The sequence below is a fragment of the Micromonospora humidisoli genome (genome assembly GCF_016900955.1).
Taxonomy (GTDB): domain Bacteria; phylum Actinomycetota; class Actinomycetes; order Mycobacteriales; family Micromonosporaceae; genus Micromonospora; species Micromonospora wenchangensis.
Genome location: NZ_JAFEUO010000003.1, coordinates 322,290 through 343,664, shown reverse-complemented (window position 1 = coordinate 343,664; position 21,375 = coordinate 322,290). Strand labels below are relative to the sequence as shown.

24 protein-coding genes are annotated in these 21,375 nt (G+C 72.0%); 6 read left to right on the top strand and 18 right to left on the bottom strand.

The features are described 5' to 3' along the window. The first annotated feature begins 138 nt into the window (after positions 1-138). Both JQN84_RS12265 and JQN84_RS12260 read left to right on the top strand, forming a co-directional pair. The gene (locus JQN84_RS12265) at positions 139-1,698 is read left to right on the top strand and encodes an LPXTG cell wall anchor domain-containing protein (RefSeq protein ID WP_204958492.1); all 1,560 of its coding nucleotides are present in this window, start codon (positions 139-141) and stop codon (positions 1,696-1,698) included. Between the two features lie 119 nt (positions 1,699-1,817). Then, positions 1,818-2,747 carry a DedA family protein gene (locus JQN84_RS12260; protein WP_372445972.1) on the top strand — a complete coding sequence of 310 codons (930 nt, stop codon included), beginning with the start codon at positions 1,818-1,820 and terminating at the stop codon, positions 2,745-2,747. Between the two features lie 179 nt (positions 2,748-2,926). Here JQN84_RS12260 and JQN84_RS12255 read toward each other — a convergent pair whose 3' ends face one another. The 15 genes from JQN84_RS12255 to JQN84_RS12185 form a co-directional block, all read right to left on the bottom strand. Further along, on the bottom strand, positions 2,927-3,304 hold the full coding sequence (locus JQN84_RS12255) for an ArsR/SmtB family transcription factor (RefSeq protein ID WP_007454255.1): 378 nt from the start codon (positions 3,302-3,304) through the stop codon (positions 2,927-2,929). A 57-nt stretch (positions 3,305-3,361) separates the two neighbouring features. Further along, positions 3,362-3,901 (bottom strand): orotate phosphoribosyltransferase, encoded by a 540-nt coding sequence (pyrE, locus tag JQN84_RS12250; RefSeq protein ID WP_088641922.1) that lies wholly within the window; start codon positions 3,899-3,901, stop codon positions 3,362-3,364. A gap of 167 nt (positions 3,902-4,068) precedes the next feature. After that, entirely contained in the window at positions 4,069-4,878 is an 810-nt protein-coding gene (locus tag JQN84_RS12245; RefSeq protein WP_204958491.1) for an SDR family NAD(P)-dependent oxidoreductase, read from the bottom strand. Then, a complete protein-coding gene (locus JQN84_RS12240) occupies positions 4,875-5,612 on the bottom strand; it encodes a hypothetical protein (RefSeq protein WP_239485271.1) in 738 nt (245 codons plus the stop codon). Before JQN84_RS12240 ends, JQN84_RS12245 begins: the two co-directional genes overlap by 4 nt. A gap of 73 nt (positions 5,613-5,685) precedes the next feature. Further along, complete coding sequence (locus JQN84_RS12235; protein WP_204958490.1) at positions 5,686-6,528, bottom strand: hypothetical protein; 843 nt, start codon at positions 6,526-6,528, stop codon at positions 5,686-5,688. 106 nt (positions 6,529-6,634) lie between these two features. Continuing rightward, positions 6,635-7,618 carry a hypothetical protein gene (locus tag JQN84_RS12230; protein WP_204958943.1) on the bottom strand — a complete coding sequence of 328 codons (984 nt, stop codon included), beginning with the start codon at positions 7,616-7,618 and terminating at the stop codon, positions 6,635-6,637. Between the two features lie 35 nt (positions 7,619-7,653). Next, positions 7,654-9,231 carry a polyamine aminopropyltransferase gene (locus JQN84_RS12225; protein WP_204958489.1) on the bottom strand — a complete coding sequence of 526 codons (1,578 nt, stop codon included), beginning with the start codon at positions 9,229-9,231 and terminating at the stop codon, positions 7,654-7,656. Further along, positions 9,228-9,980, bottom strand: a complete 753-nt coding sequence (locus JQN84_RS12220; RefSeq protein ID WP_204958488.1) for a hypothetical protein — start codon at positions 9,978-9,980, stop codon at positions 9,228-9,230. Before JQN84_RS12220 ends, JQN84_RS12225 begins: the two co-directional genes overlap by 4 nt. After that, positions 9,980-10,402: a DUF350 domain-containing protein gene (locus JQN84_RS12215; RefSeq protein WP_204958487.1), complete on the bottom strand. Its 423-nt coding sequence runs from the start codon at positions 10,400-10,402 to the stop codon at positions 9,980-9,982. Before JQN84_RS12215 ends, JQN84_RS12220 begins: the two co-directional genes overlap by 1 nt. A 40-nt stretch (positions 10,403-10,442) precedes the next feature. Next, a complete protein-coding gene (locus JQN84_RS12210) occupies positions 10,443-10,868 on the bottom strand; it encodes a DUF4247 domain-containing protein (RefSeq protein ID WP_204958486.1) in 426 nt (141 codons plus the stop codon). After that, complete coding sequence (locus JQN84_RS12205; RefSeq protein WP_204958485.1) at positions 10,865-11,446, bottom strand: DUF2617 family protein; 582 nt, start codon at positions 11,444-11,446, stop codon at positions 10,865-10,867. The genes JQN84_RS12210 and JQN84_RS12205 overlap by 4 nt, the downstream gene beginning before the upstream one ends. A gap of 2 nt (positions 11,447-11,448) precedes the next feature. Next, positions 11,449-12,075, bottom strand: a complete 627-nt coding sequence (locus tag JQN84_RS12200; RefSeq protein ID WP_204958484.1) for a DUF4178 domain-containing protein — start codon at positions 12,073-12,075, stop codon at positions 11,449-11,451. 96 nt (positions 12,076-12,171) lie between these two features. Beyond that, positions 12,172-12,576, bottom strand: coding sequence for a hypothetical protein (locus JQN84_RS12195; protein ID WP_204958483.1), 405 nt, complete (start codon positions 12,574-12,576; stop codon positions 12,172-12,174). A 451-nt stretch (positions 12,577-13,027) separates the two neighbouring features. Then, positions 13,028-15,619, bottom strand: a complete 2,592-nt coding sequence (gene clpB / locus JQN84_RS12190; protein WP_204958482.1) for an ATP-dependent chaperone ClpB — start codon at positions 15,617-15,619, stop codon at positions 13,028-13,030. Between the two features lie 124 nt (positions 15,620-15,743). Further along, entirely contained in the window at positions 15,744-16,025 is a 282-nt protein-coding gene (locus JQN84_RS12185; protein WP_204958481.1) for a hypothetical protein, read from the bottom strand. 437 nt (positions 16,026-16,462) lie between these two features. Here JQN84_RS12185 and JQN84_RS12180 point away from each other — a divergent pair, with 437 nt between their 5' ends. The 4 genes from JQN84_RS12180 to JQN84_RS12165 all read left to right on the top strand — a co-directional run bounded on the left by JQN84_RS12180 (position 16,463) and on the right by JQN84_RS12165 (position 19,144). Next, a complete protein-coding gene (locus JQN84_RS12180; RefSeq protein WP_204958480.1) occupies positions 16,463-16,687 on the top strand; it encodes a winged helix-turn-helix domain-containing protein in 225 nt (74 codons plus the stop codon). Positions 16,688-16,825: 138 nt separating this feature from the next. After that, the gene (locus tag JQN84_RS12175) at positions 16,826-17,326 is read left to right on the top strand and encodes a cation:proton antiporter regulatory subunit (RefSeq protein ID WP_088641912.1); all 501 of its coding nucleotides are present in this window, start codon (positions 16,826-16,828) and stop codon (positions 17,324-17,326) included. Between the two features lie 5 nt (positions 17,327-17,331). Then, positions 17,332-18,537, top strand: a complete 1,206-nt coding sequence (locus tag JQN84_RS12170) for a cation:proton antiporter (RefSeq protein ID WP_204958479.1) — start codon at positions 17,332-17,334, stop codon at positions 18,535-18,537. 175 nt (positions 18,538-18,712) lie between these two features. Beyond that, positions 18,713-19,144 (top strand): hypothetical protein, encoded by a 432-nt coding sequence (locus JQN84_RS12165; RefSeq protein WP_204958476.1) that lies wholly within the window; start codon positions 18,713-18,715, stop codon positions 19,142-19,144. A gap of 85 nt (positions 19,145-19,229) precedes the next feature. On the opposite strand, the gene JQN84_RS12160 is transcribed toward JQN84_RS12165, so the two are convergent. From JQN84_RS12160 to dnaJ, 3 genes are all read right to left on the bottom strand, one after another. Then, positions 19,230-19,487 carry a hypothetical protein gene (locus tag JQN84_RS12160; RefSeq protein ID WP_372445971.1) on the bottom strand — a complete coding sequence of 86 codons (258 nt, stop codon included), beginning with the start codon at positions 19,485-19,487 and terminating at the stop codon, positions 19,230-19,232. Between the two features lie 158 nt (positions 19,488-19,645). Beyond that, on the bottom strand, positions 19,646-20,089 hold the full coding sequence (locus JQN84_RS12155) for a heat shock protein transcriptional repressor HspR (protein ID WP_204958475.1): 444 nt from the start codon (positions 20,087-20,089) through the stop codon (positions 19,646-19,648). 28 nt (positions 20,090-20,117) lie between these two features. Beyond that, on the bottom strand, positions 20,118-21,299 hold the full coding sequence (dnaJ, locus tag JQN84_RS12150; RefSeq protein ID WP_204958474.1) for a molecular chaperone DnaJ: 1,182 nt from the start codon (positions 21,297-21,299) through the stop codon (positions 20,118-20,120). Positions 21,300-21,375: the final 76 nt, after the last annotated feature.

Here is a 21,375-nt window from a genome sequence, read left to right as displayed (position 1 = left end):
TGGGGTGGGCCGTCCGGGGGGATTCGTCGGCTGTTCGGCCCATTCTGTCGCCACCCGTCGGCGCGGGGCACTCGGACGGGGACGAACTCCCTAGGCTGCGACGACCGTCGTAGCACCTCCTCAGGACAGGATCCGCTGATGCGCAAGCACGCGACGCGTCGTTGGCTGGCCGGACTTGCGGTGGTGGGCGCGTGTGTCGCCGCCTCCGCCACTCCCGCCCCGGCCGCCCCCGCGAACCCCGGGGCCTCCCCCGGCCAGGTGGTGACGGCCGGGTTCACCACGTCCGCCAACAACGTCACCCTGGCTCCGGGTGGGCCCGGTAGGACGGTGGTGCTCCGGGTGCCGGGCGAGAAACTCCAGGACAGCTACACCATCACCGTCGACTACGGCGCGGTCGACGCCTTCGTCGAGGTGAGCGGTTCCGCCGCCTCGGCCTGCACCCGTACCGGCACCGTGCTGACCTGCCTGGCCTACCAGGAGGACGCACCGGACCTGCTCTCGTTGTCGGTACGCCCGCGCGCGGGTGCAACGGTGGGTCGACAGGGCCTGCTCCGGTTCACCGTCACCACCGGCAGGTCGGGTACGAGCACCACCACGTCGACGGTCCTCGTCGGCGAGGGGGTCGACCTGGTGGCGGGTCCCGCGGTGACGCTGACCGGCGGCCCCGGTGCCACGGTGCCGGTGGGCCTGTCGGTCGCCAACCGGGGGCAGGAGACCGTGCGGGGCGTGGTGCTCCTCGTCTCGGCCGCGTACGGGCTCACCCCGTCGAAGCGCTACCGGAACTGCCGATACGGCAGCAAGGGTGGGTTGGTGCACTTCACGCCGAACCTGTTCGCCTGCACCTTCGACGACGAGATCGCGCCGGGCCGGGCGTTCCGGGTCGACGGCGGCTTCGGTGTCACCGTGCCCCGGGACGTCTCGGCACCGAACGTCCAGCCCGGCACCGCCACCTGGTTCACCCCGCAGGACTGGGCGGACGCGCAGCCCAGCTACACGCTCGACCAGCAGGGCACCGGCGGTGTGCTGCGGCTGGAGCAGGTCGGCACCCGACTGCCCGGCGGCACGTCCCGGGCGGCGCAGACCGACGTCAGGCCGAACGACAACGAAACGCCCGTCGAGTTGACCGTCACCGGCAACCAGCGGGCCGACCTGGCGGCCGACGAGGTACGCATCACCGCCAAGGTGGGCGAGACCGTGCCGGTCACGATCGGTTACACCAACCGGGGGCCGGCCTCGTCGTCCAACGGCGGCCGCGACTTCTACACGATCGTCGAGATGACCGTGCCGAAGGGTGTCACCGCCGTCAAGGTGCCCAAGAACTGCCTCGACGCCGACATCCAGGACGAGGAGGGCGGCCGGCCGGGTGCCCGCGCCTACCTCTGCTACCAGTACGACGTCATCCACAAGGGCGGGAGGGTCGCCCTGCCGTTCTCGTTCCGCATCGATCGGGCAGGCCCCCTGACGGGCACGGTCCAGCTGAGAAGCGGCCCGGTGGGCACGAAGGACCTCGACCCGAGCAACGACACCGCGAAGATCCTGGTGAATCACGCCTCGGGCGGTCAGGGCGGCGACGACGGCTCGTTGCCGATCACCGGTTCCCCGTCCGGCCTGGTGGCCACCGTCGGCGGCCTGCTCCTGGCGGCCGGGATCGGCAGCTACCTGGCGGCCCGCCGCCGCCGGTCGCACTTCGTGGCCTGATCGGGCCCGCCCGGCCGGGCGCTTCATGGCCCGGCCGGGCGGGCCCGGTGGGGTGAGTTGCCGGTCGGAGGGACGCGTGCCGCGACCGTGCGTTCGTGGGCTCGGTATGGTGTGTGGCCGTGGACACAGGTGAGAAGACGCGGGTGGTCGCGGAGACGGTCGCGCTGAACCCGCTCGACCCCAAGGATCTGCTCCAGACCTTCGGGCTGGTCGGCGTGTGGGTGATCCTCTTCGCCGAGACCGGCCTGCTGGTGGGGTTCTTCTTCCCCGGCGACTCGTTGCTGTTCCTGGCCGGGGTGGCCGCGTCGCCGGTGGCCGACGCGATCTTCGGCAGCGGCACCCGGCTCTCCCTGGCCGGGCTGCTGATCGGCGGTCCGCTCTGCGCGATCGCCGGTGCCCAGCTCGGGCACTGGCTCGGCGCCCGGTACGGCCGCAAGATGTTCGAGCGCCCCAACTCCCGGCTCTTCAAGAAGGAGTACGTGGAGAAGGCGGAGTTCTACTTCCAGAAGTTCGGCCCGGCCAAGGCCGTGGTGCTGGCCCGGTTCATCCCGATCGTGCGGACGTTCCTCAACCCGGTGGCGGGCGCGCTCGGCATGCCGGCGAAGCAGTTCCTCCTCTGGAACGTCGTCGGCGCGGTCCTCTGGGTGGACGGCATCCTGCTGATCGGCTACCTGCTCGCCGACCAGATCTACAGCGCCATCGGCGACAAGATCGACAGGTACATCCTGCCGGTGGTCGCACTGATCATCCTGATCTCGGTGCTGCCGATCTTCTTCGAGTTCCTCCGCGACCGTAAGGCACGTCGGCGCGGTGAGGCCGTCGCCGTGATCGCCGCCGCGAGCGCGGTCGGGGCGGTCGAGGCCGTCCGGGACGCCGTCGAGCACCACCACCACGACCAGCCCCCGCAGCCGCACCCCGGGCAGCCCGCAGGCGGCGCGCAGCCGTACGGCGGGCAGCCCGGCCCCGACCAGCGGTTCCCCCCGCAGACGTACGGGCAGCGCCCGCCGTCGGACGGCGGGCGGTACCCGGAACACGGGCAGGGCCACTGACCGGCGGACGACCAACGGCCGGCCCTCGGGGAGAGGACCGGCCGTTGCGTACGCGTACGCCACCGCGGGCACGGTGGTGGATCAGCAAACTGACCGGTGACGGGCAGCCGTCACCACCCGATGACGCCACCCCTGGTCCGTCATCGGACGTCGCCCCTGGACGGGACGAACGGGTTCAGTCAGCGGGCCTTCTTGGTGGCCCGCTTGCGCGGCGGCGTGAGCAGGTCGGCGATCGTGGCGATCGCCGACGGCACCAGCCGGTAGTAGGCCCACACACCACGCTTCTCCCGCTCCAGCAAGCCGGCCTCGGTGAGGATGCGGAGGTGGTGGCTGACCGTCGGCTGCGAGAGGCCGAGCGGCGCGGTGAGGTCACACACGCACGCTTCGCCCTCGGGCGCCGACTGGATCAGGCTGAGCAGCCGCAGCCGGGCGGGGTCGGCGAGGGCCTTGAGGACCCCCGCCAGCCGCTCGGCGTCGGCACGTTCGATCGGCTCGCCGGCAAGCGGCGAGATCTGAGGCATGGTCATTTCAGCCAACGCAGTTCCCACGTATTCCATCCTTCCACCAGCAGCATCGATCCGCCTGCATATCAGCAGATCCGAATCGGCAAATTTTTACGCCACAAGGCCGAGGTCAGCCAACGTATAGGCCGCCCGATACGGCAGTCCGGCGGCACGTACCACGTCGCTGGCACCACGGTCGACGATCACCGCCACGCCCACGACCTCCGCCCCGGCCTCGCGTAGAGCTTCGACGGCCGTCAACACGCTGCCGCCCGTCGTCGAGGTGTCCTCCACCGCCAGTACCCGCCGGCCGGCCACCTCAGGACCCTCGATCCGCCGTTGGAGACCGTGCGCCTTGCCGGCCTTGCGGACGACGAAGGCGTCCAGGGGTCGATCGGTCTCTGCGGCGGCGTGCAACATCGAGATGCCGATCGGATCGGCACCCAGGGTCAACCCACCGACCGCGTCGTAATTCCAGTCGGCGGTCAGCTCCCGCATCACCCGACCGACCAGGGGAGCGGCCCGGTGATGGAGAGTCACGCGACGCAGATCGACGTACCACTCCGCCTCCCGCCCCGAGGAGAGCACGACCCGGCCATGGACCACAGCCAGGTCAGTGATGAATTTACGCAGGTCGTCGTGGTCCCCCATGGCGATAGAGGGTACTGCTCAAGTCTGTGGGTCGTGTGTGCGGCCCACCCGGAGCGGCCATCCGGGTGCTCGATGACTGGCGATGGACGGCTACGCTGCGCGACCACACCGGTAGGGTTTCGCTGCCACGCCAGGCCACCGGCGGGTCGACCGGCACCGCCTGTCGGTCACTGCCCGGCCGGGTCGGCCTGCCCGCGCCGGTCCCGGAAGGCACCGCGCAGCAGCCGACGCGGCACGTGCCGCAAGCTCGCCACGGCCAGCTTGTACTTCCAGTCGGGCACGCTCACGGTTTTGCCTTTTCGCAGGTCACGCAGGGCCTCGGCAACCACGTCGTCGGCTTCGAGCCAGATCCACCGCGGCATTCCTGACATGTCGATGCCGGTACGTTCGTGGTAGCCGGTACGGGTGTAGCCGGGGCAGAGCGCCATCACGTGCACCCCGGCTGAGCGGGCCGTCTGCCCGATCGATTCACTGAAGCTGGTCACCCATGCCTTGCTGGCCGGATAGGTGGAGCCGGGCATCACCGGGCCGAAGCCAGCGACCGAAGAGACATTTATCACTGTCCCATTACCGCGCCTCGTCATGGGCCCGAGGGCCGCATGGGTGAGGCGCAGCACCGCGTGCACGTTCAACCGGAGCAACCGTGTCTCGTCGGCGACGGTGGATCGCATAAACGGCTGGTTCAGGCTCAGTCCGGCATTGTTGACCAGCAAATCCACCGGGTCACCGGTGGCCAGTCGCCGTTCCACCAGCGCGCAACCGTCGTCGGTGGACAGGTCGGCGGAGACGACCTCCGTCCGGTTGCCGTACCGGCCGGTCAGCTCGGCGGCGGCGGCGTCGAGCCGGGCGGTGTCCCGGGCCACCAGGACCAGGTCCCAGCCCTCGGCGGCGAGTTGCCTGGCGAACGCCGCGCCGATCCCTGCGGTGGCACCCGTGATCAACGCGCACCGGCCGGACCGGGATCGGTCGACTGTCACGGTTGCTCCTCGGTGGGACGTCGGATCACGTCGGGCCCGGACGCGGACCCGGGCTCAGGCTGGGGCGGTACCGGTGTGGCGGCGGCGGGGCCGGGCTTCGGCGCGGACACCGGGGACTGGTAGGGCGCGGCGGTGAACGAGGAGGGCCCGTATCCGGGTCGCACCGGCCACCTGCCGGTGAACCAACTGTTCGCCGGCCGCAGGGCCAGCAGCACGGCCACCACGAGGTAGCCGAGGCCCTGGGCCACCGAGACGCCCGCGTTCACCGGCACCCACCACGAGGGATAGGCGTCGTCCAGGGTGGCGAAGAGGTCGGCCACCCCCTGGTCACCGCTGCCCAGCCGTAGGGGCCTGACCCGCTGGCCGACCAGCACGGCCAGGGCGCACCCTCCGGCGAGCAGGCCCAGCCCGCAGACCACCCAGACGCCGACCCGGGCCCCCCGACGCCTGGCGAGCAGCCCACCGGCGAGGCCGACCAGCAGCAGCGCCACCAGCACCGTCACCACCGCCGAGCCGATCGTGCTGAGCCGCAGCAGCCGGACCACCCCGTCGACGTCGCCCGGGTCGGCTGCGGTACCGGCGGCGGCGCCCCGGAACCTGTCGACCGTGCCGCCCAGGGCGAGCAGGCTGGTGACGGCGTAGACCCCGGCGGCGAGCGCCATCAGCCCGAGCAGCGCCGCCGCCACGGTGACGACCGGCGGGCGGCGGTCCGGCACCTGATCCGGGTACGACACGACGATTCCCTCCGGTAGGCGTCGGTGTGCAACCTACTCGGAGGGAATCGTCGGTGTCGCTGTTACGCGCCCGTCAGCTGCCGGCGGGACGCTGCGGGTCGTCCGGGCCGCTGCCTCCGGTGGGCCGGTCGGGCTCGCCGCCCGACGGCGGCGACCAGGACGGGCCGTCGGACGACTGCGGCTGGTCCGGCACGCCGGGGGCGGCCGGCGACGGGCCGGGCTGGCCCGGGGTCGACGACGGGCCGGGGGCACCGGGTTGCAGGTAGTCCGGGGTGGCCGGGTAGCCGGGGGTGGGCGGGTAGCCGGGCGCGGCCGGGTAGGTGGCACCCGGAATTGGCGGCTCCCAGCCTGCCTTGGGCTTGCGGAAGAACTCGTTGGACTGCGGCAGGGCGAGCAGGATCAGCGCCGCCAGCAGGGCGAGCAGGCTGACCACCCCGAGCAGGGTGCTGACCGGGTTGTACCAGGACGGCAGCACGGCGTTCATGCTGCGTTCCAGTTCCTCGGCGCTCGGCGCGTCCCCGGAGGTGGAGCCGGTGGAGCCGCTGAACCCGGCGGCACCGTTGATCAGCCCGCCGCCGACGCAGCAGACCATGATGCCGCCGACCACCCAGGTGGCGATCCGGCTGCCGTTCTTGCCCCGGTTGTTGAAGATCGCCAGGACGACGAGGGCGAGCGCGATCAGCAGCAGGACGGCGGACGCGCCGACGGCGAAGACCACGACGGCGGTGCCGAGGCCCTCGACCTCGCTCGCGGTCCCCTCGAAGGCGTCCTCGAACGCCTGACGCAGCTTCCCGCTGATCGCGAGGGTCAGGATCAGCCCGATCAGTTGGAGCACCGCGAAGAACATCAGCAGGTAGCTGGAGAGCGTCACCAGACCCGGACGGGTCCGGGCGGGCGTGCTGTGGGAATCGACCATGATTCTCCTTCCTAGATCACCGCACCACGGTAACGTCCGCAGTCCCGTCGCACCGGGTACGACGGAGCCGTACCCGCTGGTCGAACCGCCGAATCACCGGCCGCGGTCACGACTGGCGGACCAGTCGGCGGTGTTCGGCGGTCACCACGGCGAGCAGGAGCAGGTCCACCGCGAGCCCGGTCACCGCGTCGAACTGGTTGACCGTGAAGTTGAAGATCTGCCCGAACAGCAGGTCGACCAGGAGCGCCAGCTTGAACAGCCGGAACGCGGCCCGCCGGTCGTTGCGGAGCAGGAACGCGGCGCGGATGCTCAGCACCCCGGCGACCACCGCCGAGGCGGACACCCCGAGCACCGCCCCCCACTCACCGAGCTGGTCCAACTCGCCGGTCACCCCCTCGGTGGTCACCACCACCACCGTCGCCACCGGCTCGACGACCAGGTAGGCCACCACCAGCAGGACCACCCAGCGCTGAGCGGTCAGCCGGACCAACGCGTCGCGCAGCCGGGCCACCCAGGGCTGCCAGAACCGTCGCGGCGGTGGCTCCCGGCGCGGCACCACGTCCAGCAGCGCGGACACCCCCGACTCGACCTCCGGCCCGGCACCCCGGACCAGCCGCAGGGTGGCCGCCCGCTGCCGGTCGGTGAGCCCCCGGCCGACCCCGCCGACGATCACGTCCAACGCGTTGGCCACCCGTTCGCCGGGGGTCGGGCGCAGCCGTTCGCGCAACGCCTGGGTGATCACCACCAGCAGGGCGAAGACCGCGTAGATGATGCCGGCGGCGGGCCGGTAGAAGTAGTCGGTGCCGGCGGTGACGAACTTGCCCACCTCGTCGATGAAGAGCCCGAAGCCGATCCCGGCGAGTACCGCCCCGGTCATCCGGGCAGCCCCGCCGAGGAACACCAGCGCCACACCCAGCCCGACGGTCATCAGCAGCCCACCCCAGAGCACGTGCGCGATGTGCAGGCCGCCGCCGCCGAGCTGCGGGTAGCCGGTGGCGTGCAGGAACGCCCGGGTGACCAGCACCGTCGCCACCCCGGACAGCACGAACGCCTGGAGGTACGCGGCAGCGTCCACCGCGCGCGGTGGCAGCCGGCGGCGCAGCGACGGTGACATCGCCTCCGAGGCTAGTAGCCGCGCCACTCGCTGCGGGCGTAGTCGAGCACCCTGGGCCGCAACAGGGTGGAGGCGGGCACGTCGAGGCGGCCCCGGTCGGCGGGGAAGGCCGCCGCCGACCGCAGCACCGCCGGGTCGAGGAAACGCAGCCGGGGCGCGTCGGCCGGCAACTCCAGCGGCGGCGGGGTCCCGCCCGGGGCGGCGAGCACGAAGCCCCAGTCACCGAACGAGGGCACGTCGACGTGGTACGGCACGGTGGCGAAGCCGGCCTCCCGTACCGACGCCTCGATCGACCAGTACGACCGGGGCGCGAAGTACGGCGACCCGGACTGCACCACCAGCCGGGCCCCCTCGGCGAGCACCGAACGGATCAACGCGTAGAACTCGACGGTGTAGAGCTTGGCGGTGGCCGTCTCGTCCGGGTCGGGCAGGTCGGCGACGACCACGTCGAAGCGTTCGCCGGCGGTCCGCAACCAGCCGAAGGCGTCGGTGTTGAGCACCCGGACCCGGGGGTCGTCGAGGGAGCCGCCGTTGAGCGCGCGCAGCTGCGGCTCGGAGCGGGCCAGCGCCACCACCGCCGGGTCGAGGTCGACCACGGTCACCCGGCGCACGTCCGGATAACGCAGGATCTCGCGGACGGCGAGACCGTCGCCGGCACCGAGGACCAGCACCTCACCGCGCGGGCCGCGCATCGCCGGGTGCACCAGCGCCTCGTGGTAGCGGTACTCGTCGATCGAGCTGAACTGGAGGTCGCCGTTGAGGAACAGCCGCAGATCGGTGTCGGGGTGGCCGATCTCGCGTACCGACCTGGTCAGCACGATCTCCTGGTAGCGGGAGCGTTCGGCGTGCACCACCGGGTCCCGGTAGAGCTGCTGGCGGCTGGTCACCTCGAAGTCGGCGGCGGTGACCCAGGCGTACCCCAGGCAGAGGGCGACCACGACGGAGCCGACGCCCAGCACGAGCCGGGCCCGGCGGCTCAGCTCGGCGCGGAACACCGTGCAGACCAGGGCCAGGCCGGCCACCGCGTTCACCGCGCCGACCACCAGCGCGCCCTTGAGCTGGCCGAAGACGGGGATCAGCAGGAACGGGAAGGCCAGCCCGCCGAGCAGCGCCCCGACGTAGTCGGCGGCGAACAGGTCGGCGACCGCGCTGCCGGCCGCCTGCTCGCGGATACGTTGCAGCATCACCATCAGCAGCGGGATCTCCGCGCCGATCAGCAGACCCAGCACGAACGCGGTGCCGACCAGCGCCGGGCCGTACAGGTCGAGCCAGGCGAACGCGGCGTAGAGGCCGAGCACCGACAGGCCACCGAGCAGGGCCAGGGTCAACTCGATCACCGCGAACGCGGCGGCGGCCCGGGGCTGCAACGGTTTGGCGACCAGCGCGCCGACCCCCATCGCGAAGACCATCACGCCGAGCACGATCGACGCCTGCCCGACCGTGTCACCGATCAGGTAGCTGCCGAGCGCGACCAGGGCCAGTTCGTACACCAGGCCGCAGGCGGCGCAGACGAAGACCGCGAGCAGCACCGACGCGCGGGCCCACCGCCAGCGCGGCCCGACCGCCGGGGTGTCGTCGACAGTGGTCACCGTGTCCCCCGGGGACGCCCGGCCGACGCCGCCGCCCGCTGCCGGCCACGCTGGACGAACCCGACGATGATCAGCAGCACGGCGACCAGCAGCAGGCCGGCGGCGGCCAGCACCGTACCCCAGCGGTCCCGCCAGAAGTCGCTGCCGGTGTCCGGCAGCGGGGCCACCGCCGCGCCGGGGTCGGCGGTCGGGGTGGCCGCCGGTGGTGCCGCACCCGTCTCGGCGACCAGCAGCGGCAACGCCACGGCGGCGCGGCAGATCGCCCAGCCCGGGTCGTCCACGAACACGTCCTCGTGCAGGCCGAACCGGGTCAGGCCGGTATCGACGGCGTAGAGGTCGGCGCGGGAGAAGTCGCCCGAGCCGGAGACGGTGACCGTCGCCCAGTCGTTGCTCTCACTGCTCTCCGCGGTGTACATGACCCGGGCCCGGACCTCCACCCACCGGGGGCAGCGGGCGTCCTCGGTCACCGGCACCCCGTCGCCGAGGTTGGAGCCGACGCTCACCTCCGCGCCGGACGACCTCTCCAGCCGCCAGCCGTAGCAGATGCCCTGGCTGTCGGCCGCCTGCACGAGCAGCGGCACGGTGTCGGCGCGCTCGTCGGCCGCCGGGGCGGGCACGGTGGTGCCCCCGGAGTCCCGGTTGAAGATGCTGCTGCCCACGCAGACCACCACGACCAGGCCGAGGACGATCCAGACGACCCAGGCGCCCGCGTTCTGTTTCGGCTTCGCCGGCTGCTTCGCCGTGGTCATCAGCTGATGGCGGCGGCGATGATCGCGCCGGTGGCGAGGTGCACCACCGCCGACACCCAGACCGCCGGATGCGGCTGCGGGTCGACCAGCAGCGTGCCCAACTTGCCCGGGGTCAGCGCGTCGAGCAGCACGAACGCCAGGGCCATGATGACCAGACCGACGATCCCGTACGCGGCGGCACCGACCAGGCCGAGCAGGAAGTCGTCCTCGCTCGCGGCGATGGCGGCCACCACGATGGTGCCGACGCCGGCCAGGTTCGAGGCGAGCAGCAGCGCGGCGTTACGGTTGCGTTCGGTCCAGATCAGCTCGTGGAGCTTGCCCGGGGTGGCCACGTCGACCAGCACGTAGCCGACGGCCATCAGGACGACGCCGACCACCCCGTAGGCGAGGGTGACCAGCAGATCGGTGACCAGGTTCTGCACAGCGTGCTCCAGGGGTTCGTTCGGTCGGGGTCGGTACGCGTCACTTGCCGGAGCCGGGGCCGCCGCCGCGTACCGTGCTGCCCCGCCCCCAGCCCCAGTGGTTGCCCACCGTCGAGTGGTAACGCGGGTACGCTGTGCGCATCCGTTCCAGCAGGATCACCGAGCCGGCGGCGATCGGCAGGATCACCAGCGAGTCGTCGTCGTAGCGCAGGTAGACGCCGCTACCGTCGACGTACTGGTCGGCCGGCTTCCAGGCGCCGGTGACGTCGTCCGCCACCTGGCTCGGGGTCCGGTTCGAGGTGTACGCGATGGCGTCCCGCCCGATGTCCCGGCTCGCCGCCCGGGTGTAGCGGTCCTCGATGTAGCCCCGGGGCGAGAAGTTGCCGTAGAAGATCGCGAAGGCGGCGACCAACGCGCCGACGACCGCGAAGGCCACCCCCACCACGAACCAGCGCCGGTACGTCACTGTGTCTCCTTAGCTCGCGGCTGCGGGGCTCGCGGAAGGGCCACCGCCGTCTCGGTCAGGACCAGTTCGTTGGTCTGCGGGTACGCGTGCCAGGTGCGCCAGCGCACCGACCCGCCCGGCGCGTCGGGGCGGACGGCCAGCGCGGTGACCGCGTCCGGGTCCCCGGGAAAGACCCCCACCAGGGCGTACGGGTCGTCGGCCAGGTCGGCGCGGAGCGCGGCGATCCGGGTGTGCAGCTCCCCCTCGGCGGGGCGCAGCACGGTGGCGGTGAACCGGTAGCCGCCCGCCTCGTCGTGCAGGTCACCGGGTAGGTGCGGGGGCCGGCCGGGCAGGCAGGCAACCGTCTCGACCAGCCCGCCAGCCCCGCCGGACCGGTCGGGGGCGGGCGCGTCGGCACCGGCGGCCGGGACGGTGAGGACGACCTGGTGGGACGCACCGAGCAGGCGTAGCCGCAGCCGGACGCCACCGGGCAGGGTCAGGTCACGGACGTGCAGGGCGGGACGTTCCGGTCCGCCGAGCGCCAGGCTCAGGTCGGCGGCGCAGGTGTCGACGTACGGGGTGTTCAGGCTGACCAGCACGATCAGGACCCCACCGGGCCGGACTGCGGATACACCATCACGTCCGTACGGTGCAGCCGCTCGCCCCGGCCCACCTCCCAGCCGGCATCCCCGTACGCCTCGAAGGAGAGCCGCTCACCGCCCTGCCCCCGGTAGTCCTGGTAGCGGACGGTGCCGTACGGGTCGAGGCCGGTGCTGCCGGTGGCCGAGTAGCGGGCCTGGCCGGACTCCTCCCAGGAGTAGCGGCGGCCGGCGAAGTCGAGGGTGGGTGCGCCGGGGGTGACCGTCGCGGCCGGCTCGGCCGTCCAGAGCACCAGTTCCAGGTCCGGGTCCTCCTCGACGGAGAGCCAGCGCTTGTCGCCCTCGACGGTGTCCAGCAGGTGTTCGGCCCAGCTCCAGCCGCCCTCGACCAGGTGCACCGAGCCGCGGACCGCGTAAGAAACGCCACGGATCTCGACGATGTCGCCGGGCTTGAGCTTGCGGGGGTCACCGCGCAGGGCGTCGGAGTCGGTGTCACGGAACGGGTCCTTTACCGGCGTCGGCCGGGCCGGTTTGCGGCTCCGACTGAAAGCCACCGCCGCCACCACGATCCCGGCGACCCCGATCAGACATCCCAACGCCGCCACGACGTACGCGACTGAACCATTCACCCCGACCACCTCCCCAAGTGCGTCGGCGGAGACGGTAACAACCCCGCGCACCCCACGCACCTGGGGAAACTCAGCGAATTCTGAGTGAGTGGTCAGCTACCGAGCGTCGTCGTCGGTGCGGTTGCCGGCCAGCCGGTCGGCCGCGTACCCACGCAGCGTGGTGGTGCCCATCGTGCAGCCGGCGAACGTGGTGAACTCGGCGTCGTCGTCGACCAGCGCCGTCCAGGCCGCCCGGGCCGCCGCCGGGTCGACCTGCTCCAGCAGCGTCGCCGCGTACGCCCGGCCGGCCGGCGACCCGTGCCGCAGCAGCCAGTCGACCTGCTCGCGGGCCTGCCGGGGGCGCTGCGCGAACGCCTCCCCGACCCGCCGGTACGCCTCGGTCGCCGGCAGCAGCGTGCCGGCGAACCCCACCCCGCCGAAGGCGACGGTGTCCGCCCCGGCGAGTTCCCGCACGGCGGCGTCCAGCTCCGGATCGCCACTCTTCTTCCGCATCCCGAACATGCCCCTCTCCTTTCCCCGCCCCGCCCCTAACCACCCACCGCACCCCCACTCAACCCCCGCCAACCGCCCCACCGACCGCCCCGGTGACGGCCCCGCCGACTGCCCCGGTGATCAAGAGGTTTGCGTCACCGGGAGCGCTCTCCGATGACGTAAACCTCTTGATCACGGGGCGGGGAGGGCCCGCGCGGGGTCGATCAAGAAGTTTGCGTCACGGGAGTGCTATCCGGTGACGCCAACCTCTTGATCACCGGGCGCGGGAGGGCCAGCGGGGGTCGATCAAGAGGTTGGCGGACGGGGAAAGCGCTCTCGTGACGTAAACCTCTTGATCACCGGGGCGGTCGCCCCGGGACCGTCGGCGGGGCCGTCGCCCGGGGTCGTCGCCCGGGGCGGTCGGCGGGGCGGCGGGGGACGGGCCGATCCCCGCCGGGGTGGCGGGGTCGGCCCTTCGGGGTCAGGAGGCGGTTACGGTGAGGGCGTTCTTGTCGTCGGACAGGTCGACCCGGACCGTGTCGCCGTCCCGGACCGCGCCGCCCAGCAGGGCCTTGGCGAGTTGGTCGCCGATGGCCGACTGGACCAGCCGGCGCAGCGGCCGGGCACCGTAGATCGGGTCGTATCCGTGCTCGGCGAGCCAGGTCCGGGCGGTTTCGCTGACGTCCAGCGCCAACCGGCGGTCGCCGAGCCGGCGACGTAGCCGGTCGAGCTGGATGTCGACGATCGACCGCAGGTCGTCCCCGCGCAGCGCGGCGAAGACCACGATGTCGTCGAGCCGGTTGAGGAACTCCGGCTTGAAGTGCGAGCGGACCACCGCGAGCACCCCCTCGCGGCGCTGCTCGTCGGCGAGCGTCAGATCGCTGATCACCGACGACCCCAGGTTGGAGGTCAGGATCAGGATCGCGTTGCGGAAGTCGACGGTACGGCCCTGGCCGTCGGTGAGCCGGCCGTCGTCGAGCACCTGGAGCAGGATGTCGAAGACGTCCGGGTGGGCCTTCTCCACCTCGTCGAGCAGGATCACCGAGTAGGGGCGGCGGCGCACCGCCTCGGTGAGCTGACCGCCCTCCTCGTAGCCGACGTAGCCGGGCGGGGCACCGACCAGGCGGGCGACGGAGTGCTTCTCGCCGTACTCGCTCATGTCGATGCGGACCATGGCCCGCTCGTCGTCGAAGAGGAACTCGGCGAGCGCCTTGGCCAGCTCGGTCTTGCCGACGCCGGTGGGGCCGAGGAACAGGAAGCTGCCGGTGGGGCGGTCCGGGTCGGCGACGCCGGCCCGCGCCCGGCGTACCGCGTCGGAGACGGCACCGACGGCCTCGGCCTGGCCGACGACCCGGCCGCCCAGCGACTCCTCCATCCGCAGCAGCTTGGCGGTCTCGCCCTCCAGCAGCCGGCCGGCCGGGATGCCCGTCCAGGAGGCGACGACGGCGGCGATGTCGTCCGCGCCGACCTCCTCCTTGAGCATCGCGCCGTCGGCCTGGAGCCGGGCCAGTTCCTCCTCCGCCGTCGCCAGGTCGGCCTTCAGCGCCGGGATCCGGCCGTAGCGCAGCTCGGCGGCGCGTTCCAGCTCGCCGTCGCGTTCGGCCCGCTCGGCCTCGCCGCCGAGCCGTTCCAGCTCCTCCTTGGCGGTGGAGAGCTTGGCGATGTGGCTCTTCTCGGTCTGCCAGCGCTCGGACAGCGCGGTGAGCTGCTCGCGCTTGTCGGCCAACTCCTTGCGCAGCCGCTCCAGCCGCTCGGCGGAGGCGGCGTCGGGCTCCTTGGCCAGCGCCATCTCCTCGATCTCCAGCCGGCGTACCGCCCGCTCAATCTCGTCCACCTCGACCGGCCGGGAGTCGATCTCCATCCGGAGCCGGGACGCGGACTCGTCGACCAGGTCGATCGCCTTGTCCGGCAGGAACCGGTCGGTGATGTACCGGTCGGACAGCGATGCGGCGGCGACCAGGGCGGCGTCGGTGATCCGGACGCCGTGGTGCACCTCGTAGCGTTCCTTGAGGCCGCGCAGGATGCCGATGGTGTCCTCGATGGTCGGCTCGCCGACCAGCACCGGCTGGAAGCGACGCTCCAGCGCCGGGTCCTTCTCGATGTGCTCGCGGTACTCGTCGAGCGTCGTCGCGCCGACCATCCGCAGCTCACCGCGCGCCAGCATCGGCTTGAGCATGTTGCCGGCGTCCATCGAGCCTTCGCCCTTGCCCGCGCCGACCACGGTGTGCAGCTCGTCGAGGAAGGTGATGACCTGGCCGTTCGAGTTCTTGATCTCCTCCAGGACGGACTTGAGCCGCTCCTCGAACTGGCCCCGGTACTGCGCCCCGGCGACCATCGCACCGAGGTCGAGCGAGACCAGCTTCTTGTCCCGCAGCGACTCGGGCACGTCGCCGGCCACGATCCGCTGGGCCAGGCCCTCGACGATCGCGGTCTTGCCGACGCCGGGCTCGCCGATCAGCACCGGGTTGTTCTTGGTACGCCGGGAGAGCACCTGGATCACCCGACGGATCTCCGAATCCCGGCCGATCACCGGGTCGATCTTGCCGTCCCGGGCGCTGGCGGTGAGGTCGACGCCGTACTTGGCCAGCGCCTGGTAGGTCTGCTCCGGGTCGGCGGTGGTGACCCGCCGGTCGCCGCCGCGCACCGTCGGGAACGCGGCGACCAGGTTCTCCTCGGTGGCCCCGGCGGTCTTCAGCGCGTTGGACACCGCGCCGCCCACCCGGGCCAGGCCGGCGAGCAGGTGCTCGGTGGAGGTGTACTCGTCGCCGAGCGGCCGGGCGATCTGCTCGGCGGCGCCGATGGCGTTGACGAACTCGCGGGCCAGGGTGGGCTCGGCAATGCTGGAACCCCGGGCGGCGGGCAGCGCGTCGACCGAGCGCTGCGCGACCCGGCGCAGTTCGGCGGGGTCGGCACCCACGGCGCGCAGCAGGCCGGCGGCGGTGGAGCCGTCGGTGTCGAGCAGGGCCAGCAGCAGGTGCCAGGGTTCCACGGTGGCGTGACCACGCTGGTTGGCCAGCGCGACCGCACCGGTGATGGTTTCGCGGCTCTTGGTGGTGAGTCGTTCCGTGTTCATGGGCTCCCCCGGGATCGGCGTGTCCACTAGTAAGAGACACCATCAGAGTTGAGCCTATTCCACTCAACTCTGCCAACGTGGCGTGGGTCACACTCCTGACCGGTCGGGGTGGGCTGAGGTGGGATCAGCGGGGCAGGCGGGTGGCGTTCGGTGGCCGGCGGGGCAGGCGGGAGGTGCACGGGGTTTCATGGTCGGCCCGGAGCACACACCGGCGACCGGTCCCCAGCCGGTTGTCGCAGAAGATGCGGTGGCGTACCCCCTGATCGTCCTCGGCGGAGACGGTGGTCTCGCCGGGGTCGACATGAGCGAGGAAGACCAGCGAGCGGGCCGCCGTCCGGGCCAGCACCTTGGCCCGCGCCAGATCGGTGGCGACGACCGGCAGGTGTACGACGTACCGCCCGGTCACGCCTCCCCACCCGCCCGACCCGGCTCAATGTCGCTCCAATGGCGGTGTTGCGATGGCTCGGACACCGCAATATCGCCCCAACTGAGTTGACCAAGGTCGAGGTTCGGTGGTGGGTGCGGTGACTCGTACCCCATGGACGCTCCCTTGCTGGACAGTCTTGACAGTTCGGTGTCGCGGTACTGGAAAGGCAGCCCGGCCGGGCTGCCCGCCCTGCCGTCGCAGCCCACCCCGGCGGTACGACGACAGGGCCGACGACGCGGTCGGGACGGGCCACGGGGGATGCCCGCCCCGACCGTTCGAGCGCCCCGAGTGCCATCCGGGGGCGTTCACCACGAACCTACAATCGGTACCAGTTGTAGGTCAACGATCCACCCACGATTGCTTGAGGTTGGAGGTCTGGGCGTGATCAGATAGGCGTGCCATCCGGGGAGTGACGCATGCCCAAGCAGCAGTACCAGGTGCTCGCAGACGAGCTGAAGAACAAGATCGATTCGGGAGAGTGGCCGCCCGGCACCAAGTTGCCGAGCAGGTCGCAGTTGTGCAGGGAATACGGCGTGTCGGACACCGTGGTCGGCAAGGCCATGATGATCCTGCGCGCCACCGGCCTGACCGAAACCCTGGAAGGGGTCGGAGTCTTCGTCGCCGCACCCGCTGAGGCCTGACCCTGAACGGGCCGCCCGGCCCCGCAGGGTTACCGACCGGCGAGCCGGCGACCACAGCCGGTGCCGGCCGTAAAGCGCTCACCAGCAGCACAGACGTCCAGCAGGCCCAGCTTGGGCGCAGGGTATAGCCTCTCGTCCGTGCGAGTACGTGTCGAACAGACCGCCCTTCCGGGAATCGGCGTCCGTCATGACCTGATGACGGAGTCCGGCCGCCGGCTCGGTGTGGTCTCCCACCGCAATGGCCGCCGCGACCTGGTCCTCTACGACCCGGACGACCCCGACTCCTGTCAGCACGACATCCCGCTGACCGACGACGAGGCCGAGGCGCTTGCCGACATCCTCGGCGCGTCGCTGATGCTGGGTCAGCTCTCCGGTCTGCGCGAGCAGGCGGCCGGGCTGCTCACCGAGCAGATCGCCATCCCGGCGGGGTCGAAGTACGTCAACAAGCGGCTCGGTGACACCAAGGCACGCACCCGGACCAGCGCCTCGATCGTGGCGGTGCTGCGGCAGGGCGAGGTCAACGTCTCGCCCGATCCCACCTTCCGCTTCGCGGCCGGTGACGTGGTGGTCGTGGTCGGCACCCGGCAGGGTCTCGACGGGGTGACCGCCATTCTCGCCGACAGTGACCCGGACGGCTGAGGCGGATGCACGAAACCACAACTCTACTGGTCGAGGTCGGCGCTCTCCTGCTGCTGCTCGGGCTGCTCGGTCGGCTCAGCCGCCGGTTCGGTGTCTCCCCCATCCCGCTCTACCTGCTCGCCGGCCTCGCGTTCGGCCACGGCGGTCTGCTGCCGCTGGCCGCGAGCGAGGAGTTCTTCGCCGTCGGCGCCGAGATCGGCGTCATCCTGCTGCTGGTCATGCTCGGCCTGGAATACAGCGCCAACGAGCTGGTCGGCAACCTGCGCTCGGCAGCCCCGGCCGGCCTGATCGACGCGGTCCTCAACGCTCTTCCCGGGTTCGGCTTCGCGCTGCTGCTCGGTTGGGGCTGGGTGGCGGCCGTGGTGCTCGGCGGCATCACCTGGATCTCGTCCTCCGGGGTGATCGCCAAGGTGCTCGGCGACCTCGGCCGGGTCGGTAACCGGGAAACCCCGGTCATCCTCTCCGTGCTGGTCATCGAGGATCTCGCGATGGCGCTCTACCTGCCGCTGGTGACCGCGCTGCTGGCCGGCGTGGGCCTGGTCAAGGGTGGCATGGCGCTGGGCATCGCGGTGCTCACCGTGGTGGTCGTGCTGGTCGTCGCCATCCGCTTCGGTCACCTGATCTCCGCCGCCCTGTCGGCGAAGGACCCGGAGGCGCTGCTGCTCGGCGTGCTCGGCCTGACCCTGCTGGTGGCCGGGATCGCCGCCCGGCTCCAGGTCTCCGCCGCCGTCGGGGCGTTCCTGGTCGGCATCGCCCTGTCCGGGCCGGTGGCGCACCACGCCACCGAACTGCTCTCCCCGCTGCGGGACCTGTTCGCCGCCGTCTTCTTCGTCTTCTTCGGCCTGGTCACCGACCCCCGGGACATGCCGCCGGTGCTGCTGCCCGCGTTGCTGCTGGCCGTGGTCACCATGGGGACGAAGCTGGTCACCGGCTACCTGGCGGCCCGGCGGGCCGGGATCGCCGAGCCCGGCCGGTGGCGGGCCGGTTTCGCCCTGATGCCCCGTGGTGAGTTCTCCATCGTCATCGCCGGTCTGGCGGTCGCCGCCGGCACCGTCGAACCCAAGCTGGCCGCGCTCGCCACGGCGTACGTGCTGATCACCGTGGTCACCGGCCCGATGCTCGCCCGGCTGCCCGACATGCCCTGGTTCAAGCAGCGGGTCCGGCGGCGGATCGCCGCCCGCCAGGCCCGGCCGGTGCCGGCCACGGACTGAGTTTCGCCTGGCCAGGTCGACCGCGCGGGTCGGCCTGGCCAGGGCGTCCGTTGCCGAATTGCTTCCCGGCAGGTCTTCCGCCGGCCGGGGGCGGCGGCTAGCGTTGCGCCCCAGCAGGCCAGGGGCTCGTGGGCGGACGGAGGCATCCCGCGGGCGTGAGCGGGAAGGTTGCCGGGTGAGCGCGCACGGTCCGACGTTCCGCGGCTTCGCCAACCCTGTCGACCCGTCACCGGCGGAGTTGCGGGCCTGGGCGTACCAGCCCGACTCGGTGCCGTTGACCTCACTGCCCCAGGACTGGGACCTGCTGGTGGCGGGTGACCACCTGGTGCTCACCCTCTTCGAGCTGGCCCGGGACCCGGCCTGCCCGGCCCGCCGGTTCGCCCTGCACTGCCTCTACATCTACGCCGCCGACGGAATCCGGACGAAGTTCCGCGCCCACCCCCGGCGTCGGTTCCGCAAGCTGGTCGAGCAGGCCGAACGCGACGGCGACGAGTTGGTACGCAACTGGGCGCACAACAGCCGGATGCTGCTGGCCCGGGAGGAACTCTTCACCTACCACGACTGGTGCGAGGGCGGCCTGGTCCGGGACAACCGCCGCCTCGGCTGACGTCGCGGTCCGCCGGGCCCGACCCGCCCGTACGGCGAACGGGCCGGGACCCCCCGTGGGTCCCGGCCCGCACGTCGGCGGATCGTCAGTGTTGCGATCCGCCCTGGTCACGGCGTTTCGGCCCGGCCTTTTCCCGGTCCTTGCCGGGGGCGGGCCGGTCATCGAACCTGCCGTTCTTCACCGTGTCGGAGAACTTGCCCTGGGTGACCCGGTCGAACTTCTCCCGTACGTTCTCGGCCACCCGGTTGAGCCGTTCCTCCGCCTGCCGGGCCACCTTCTTCGCCGATTCCGCCACGATTCCCCCGCCGTCGGAGTCCGGATTGACCTGGTTGGGACTGATCACAGGCTAGCCGGAACGACAACCCCGCCGCCGGAAAACCCCGACCCTTGACCGGCGATCACCGCCGACCGTGAGGGAAACTCCTGCCCGGATGGCCAGGCGGGGCGGGGCGGGCCGGGCAGGCCGGGCCCGCCCCGAGCGACGGGACGGAACGGAAGGGATCAGCGGCCGGGGGCACGGCGGGGACGCCAGACCACCAGCGCCGTCGAGGTGCGGTTCGTAGGCACCAGGTCGCCCCGGGAGAACCCGCTGGCCAGCGTCTCCAGCTCGGCGATCCGCCGGTACGCGGCATCCAGTTCCGCCTCCAGCCGGGCCACCCGCTGCTGGGCCTGCTCCACCAGGCGTTCCAACCCGATGATCCGCTTCACCCCGGCCAGGTTGACGCCCTCGTCCTGGCTGAGCCGCTGCACCTCGCGCAGCAGGACGACGTCCCGCACGCTGTAGCGGCGACCGCCACCGGCCGCCCGACCGGCCTGCACCAGGCCGAGCCGGTCGTACTGGCGCAGCGTCTGCGGGTGCATCCCCGCCATCCGTGCCGCAACCGAGATCATCAGCACCTTGGCCTCGTAGGCAGGGTCACCCGAACCGACGAACCCGTCCGACATCCCACTCACCTCCGCACCCGTCCACCGGTCAACCGACCCGACGCACCCGCGCGTCGAGATGTTCCCGGGCCGCCGGCGGCGTCGCCCCGGCGAACGACTCCAGCGCCACCCGGGCCTCGTCCGACACCGTCGCCGGCACCACCACGTCCAGCGTGACCAGCAGGTCGCCGGCCCGCCCGTCCCGTCGTACGACACCCTTGCCCCGGGCCCGCAGCACCCGCCCGGACGGGGTGCCCGGCGGGACGCGCAGGGTCACCGCGCCGTCCAGCGTGGGTACCCGCAGGTCGGTGCCGAGCACCGCCTCGGCGAAGGTGATCGGCACGGCCAGCGTCAGGTCGTCACCGGTACGCCCGAACAGGTCGTCGGGGCGGACCTTCACCTGCACGAACAGGTCGCCCGCCGGCCCGCCGCGCTGCCCCGGCTCGCCCCGCCCGGCCAGTCTGATCCGCTGGCCGTCGGCCACCCCGGCGGGGAACCGGACGTTGAGCGTGCGGGCCTTGGTGACCCCGCCGGTGCCCTGGCACTCGGGGCACTTCTCCTCGACGACCGTCCCGACACCCTGGCAGTTGCGGCACGGCTCGGAGAAGCTGAACGAGCCCTGGTCCCGGGTGGTCACCCCGGCACCGTGGCAGACCGGGCAGGCGGTCGGCTGGGTGCCCGGCTTCGCGCCGTTGCCGTGGCAGGTGTCGCAGACCCCCGGCGCGCGCAACGTCAACGGCAGGGTGACACCCCGGACGGCGTCGCCGAAGTCGAGGGCAACCTCGGTCTCCACGTCCCGGCCCCGGGCCGGACCACGCGCCCGGGTCGGGCCGGCACCACCGCCACCGCCGGAGAAGATCGAACTGAACAGGTCGGTGAAGCCGCCGCCACCGAACCGGTTGTCCCCGCCACCGCCGCCGAACAGGTCGGAGACGTCGAACGGGGCCCCGCCGGGCTGACCCGGGCCGCGCGCGCCCCGCCGGAACGCGCCCGAGCCGAACAGCGAGCGCATCTCGTCGTACTCGCGGCGTTTGGCGTCGTCGCCGAGCACCGCGTACGCCTCGGAGACGCCCTTGAACCGTTCCTCGGCCCTGGGGTCACCGGGGTTGTGGTCCGGGTGCGACTCCCGGGCCAGTTTCCGGTACGACTTCTTGATCTCGTCCGAGGAGGCGGACTTCTCCACGCCCAACGTGGCGTAGAAGTCCTTCTCGATCCAGTCCTTGGAACTCACCGGTCCACCCCCTTCCGTGAGATGTGGCCCGGTCGCCCCGTCCACCGTTGCGGGCGGGCGGGGCGACCGGATGGCC

Coding starts and splice junctions, on each gene's coding strand:
- clpB (WP_204958482.1), bottom strand. CDS start 15,619: ATGAACACGGAACGACTCACCACCAAGAGCCGCGAAACCATCACCGGT.
- JQN84_RS12195 (WP_204958483.1), bottom strand. CDS start 12,576: ATGTTCGGGATGCGGAAGAAGAGTGGCGATCCGGAGCTGGACGCCGCC.
- JQN84_RS12220 (WP_204958488.1), bottom strand. CDS start 9,980: ATGACCACGGCGAAGCAGCCGGCGAAGCCGAAACAGAACGCGGGCGCC.
- JQN84_RS12235 (WP_204958490.1), bottom strand. CDS start 6,528: ATGGTCGATTCCCACAGCACGCCCGCCCGGACCCGTCCGGGTCTGGTG.
- pyrE (WP_088641922.1), bottom strand. CDS start 3,901: ATGGGGGACCACGACGACCTGCGTAAATTCATCACTGACCTGGCTGTG.
- JQN84_RS12265 (WP_204958492.1), top strand. CDS start 139: ATGCGCAAGCACGCGACGCGTCGTTGGCTGGCCGGACTTGCGGTGGTG.
- JQN84_RS12255 (WP_007454255.1), bottom strand. CDS start 3,304: ATGGAATACGTGGGAACTGCGTTGGCTGAAATGACCATGCCTCAGATC.
- JQN84_RS12155 (WP_204958475.1), bottom strand. CDS start 20,089: ATGTCGGACGGGTTCGTCGGTTCGGGTGACCCTGCCTACGAGGCCAAG.
- JQN84_RS12170 (WP_204958479.1), top strand. CDS start 17,332: ATGCACGAAACCACAACTCTACTGGTCGAGGTCGGCGCTCTCCTGCTG.
- JQN84_RS12180 (WP_204958480.1), top strand. CDS start 16,463: ATGCCCAAGCAGCAGTACCAGGTGCTCGCAGACGAGCTGAAGAACAAG.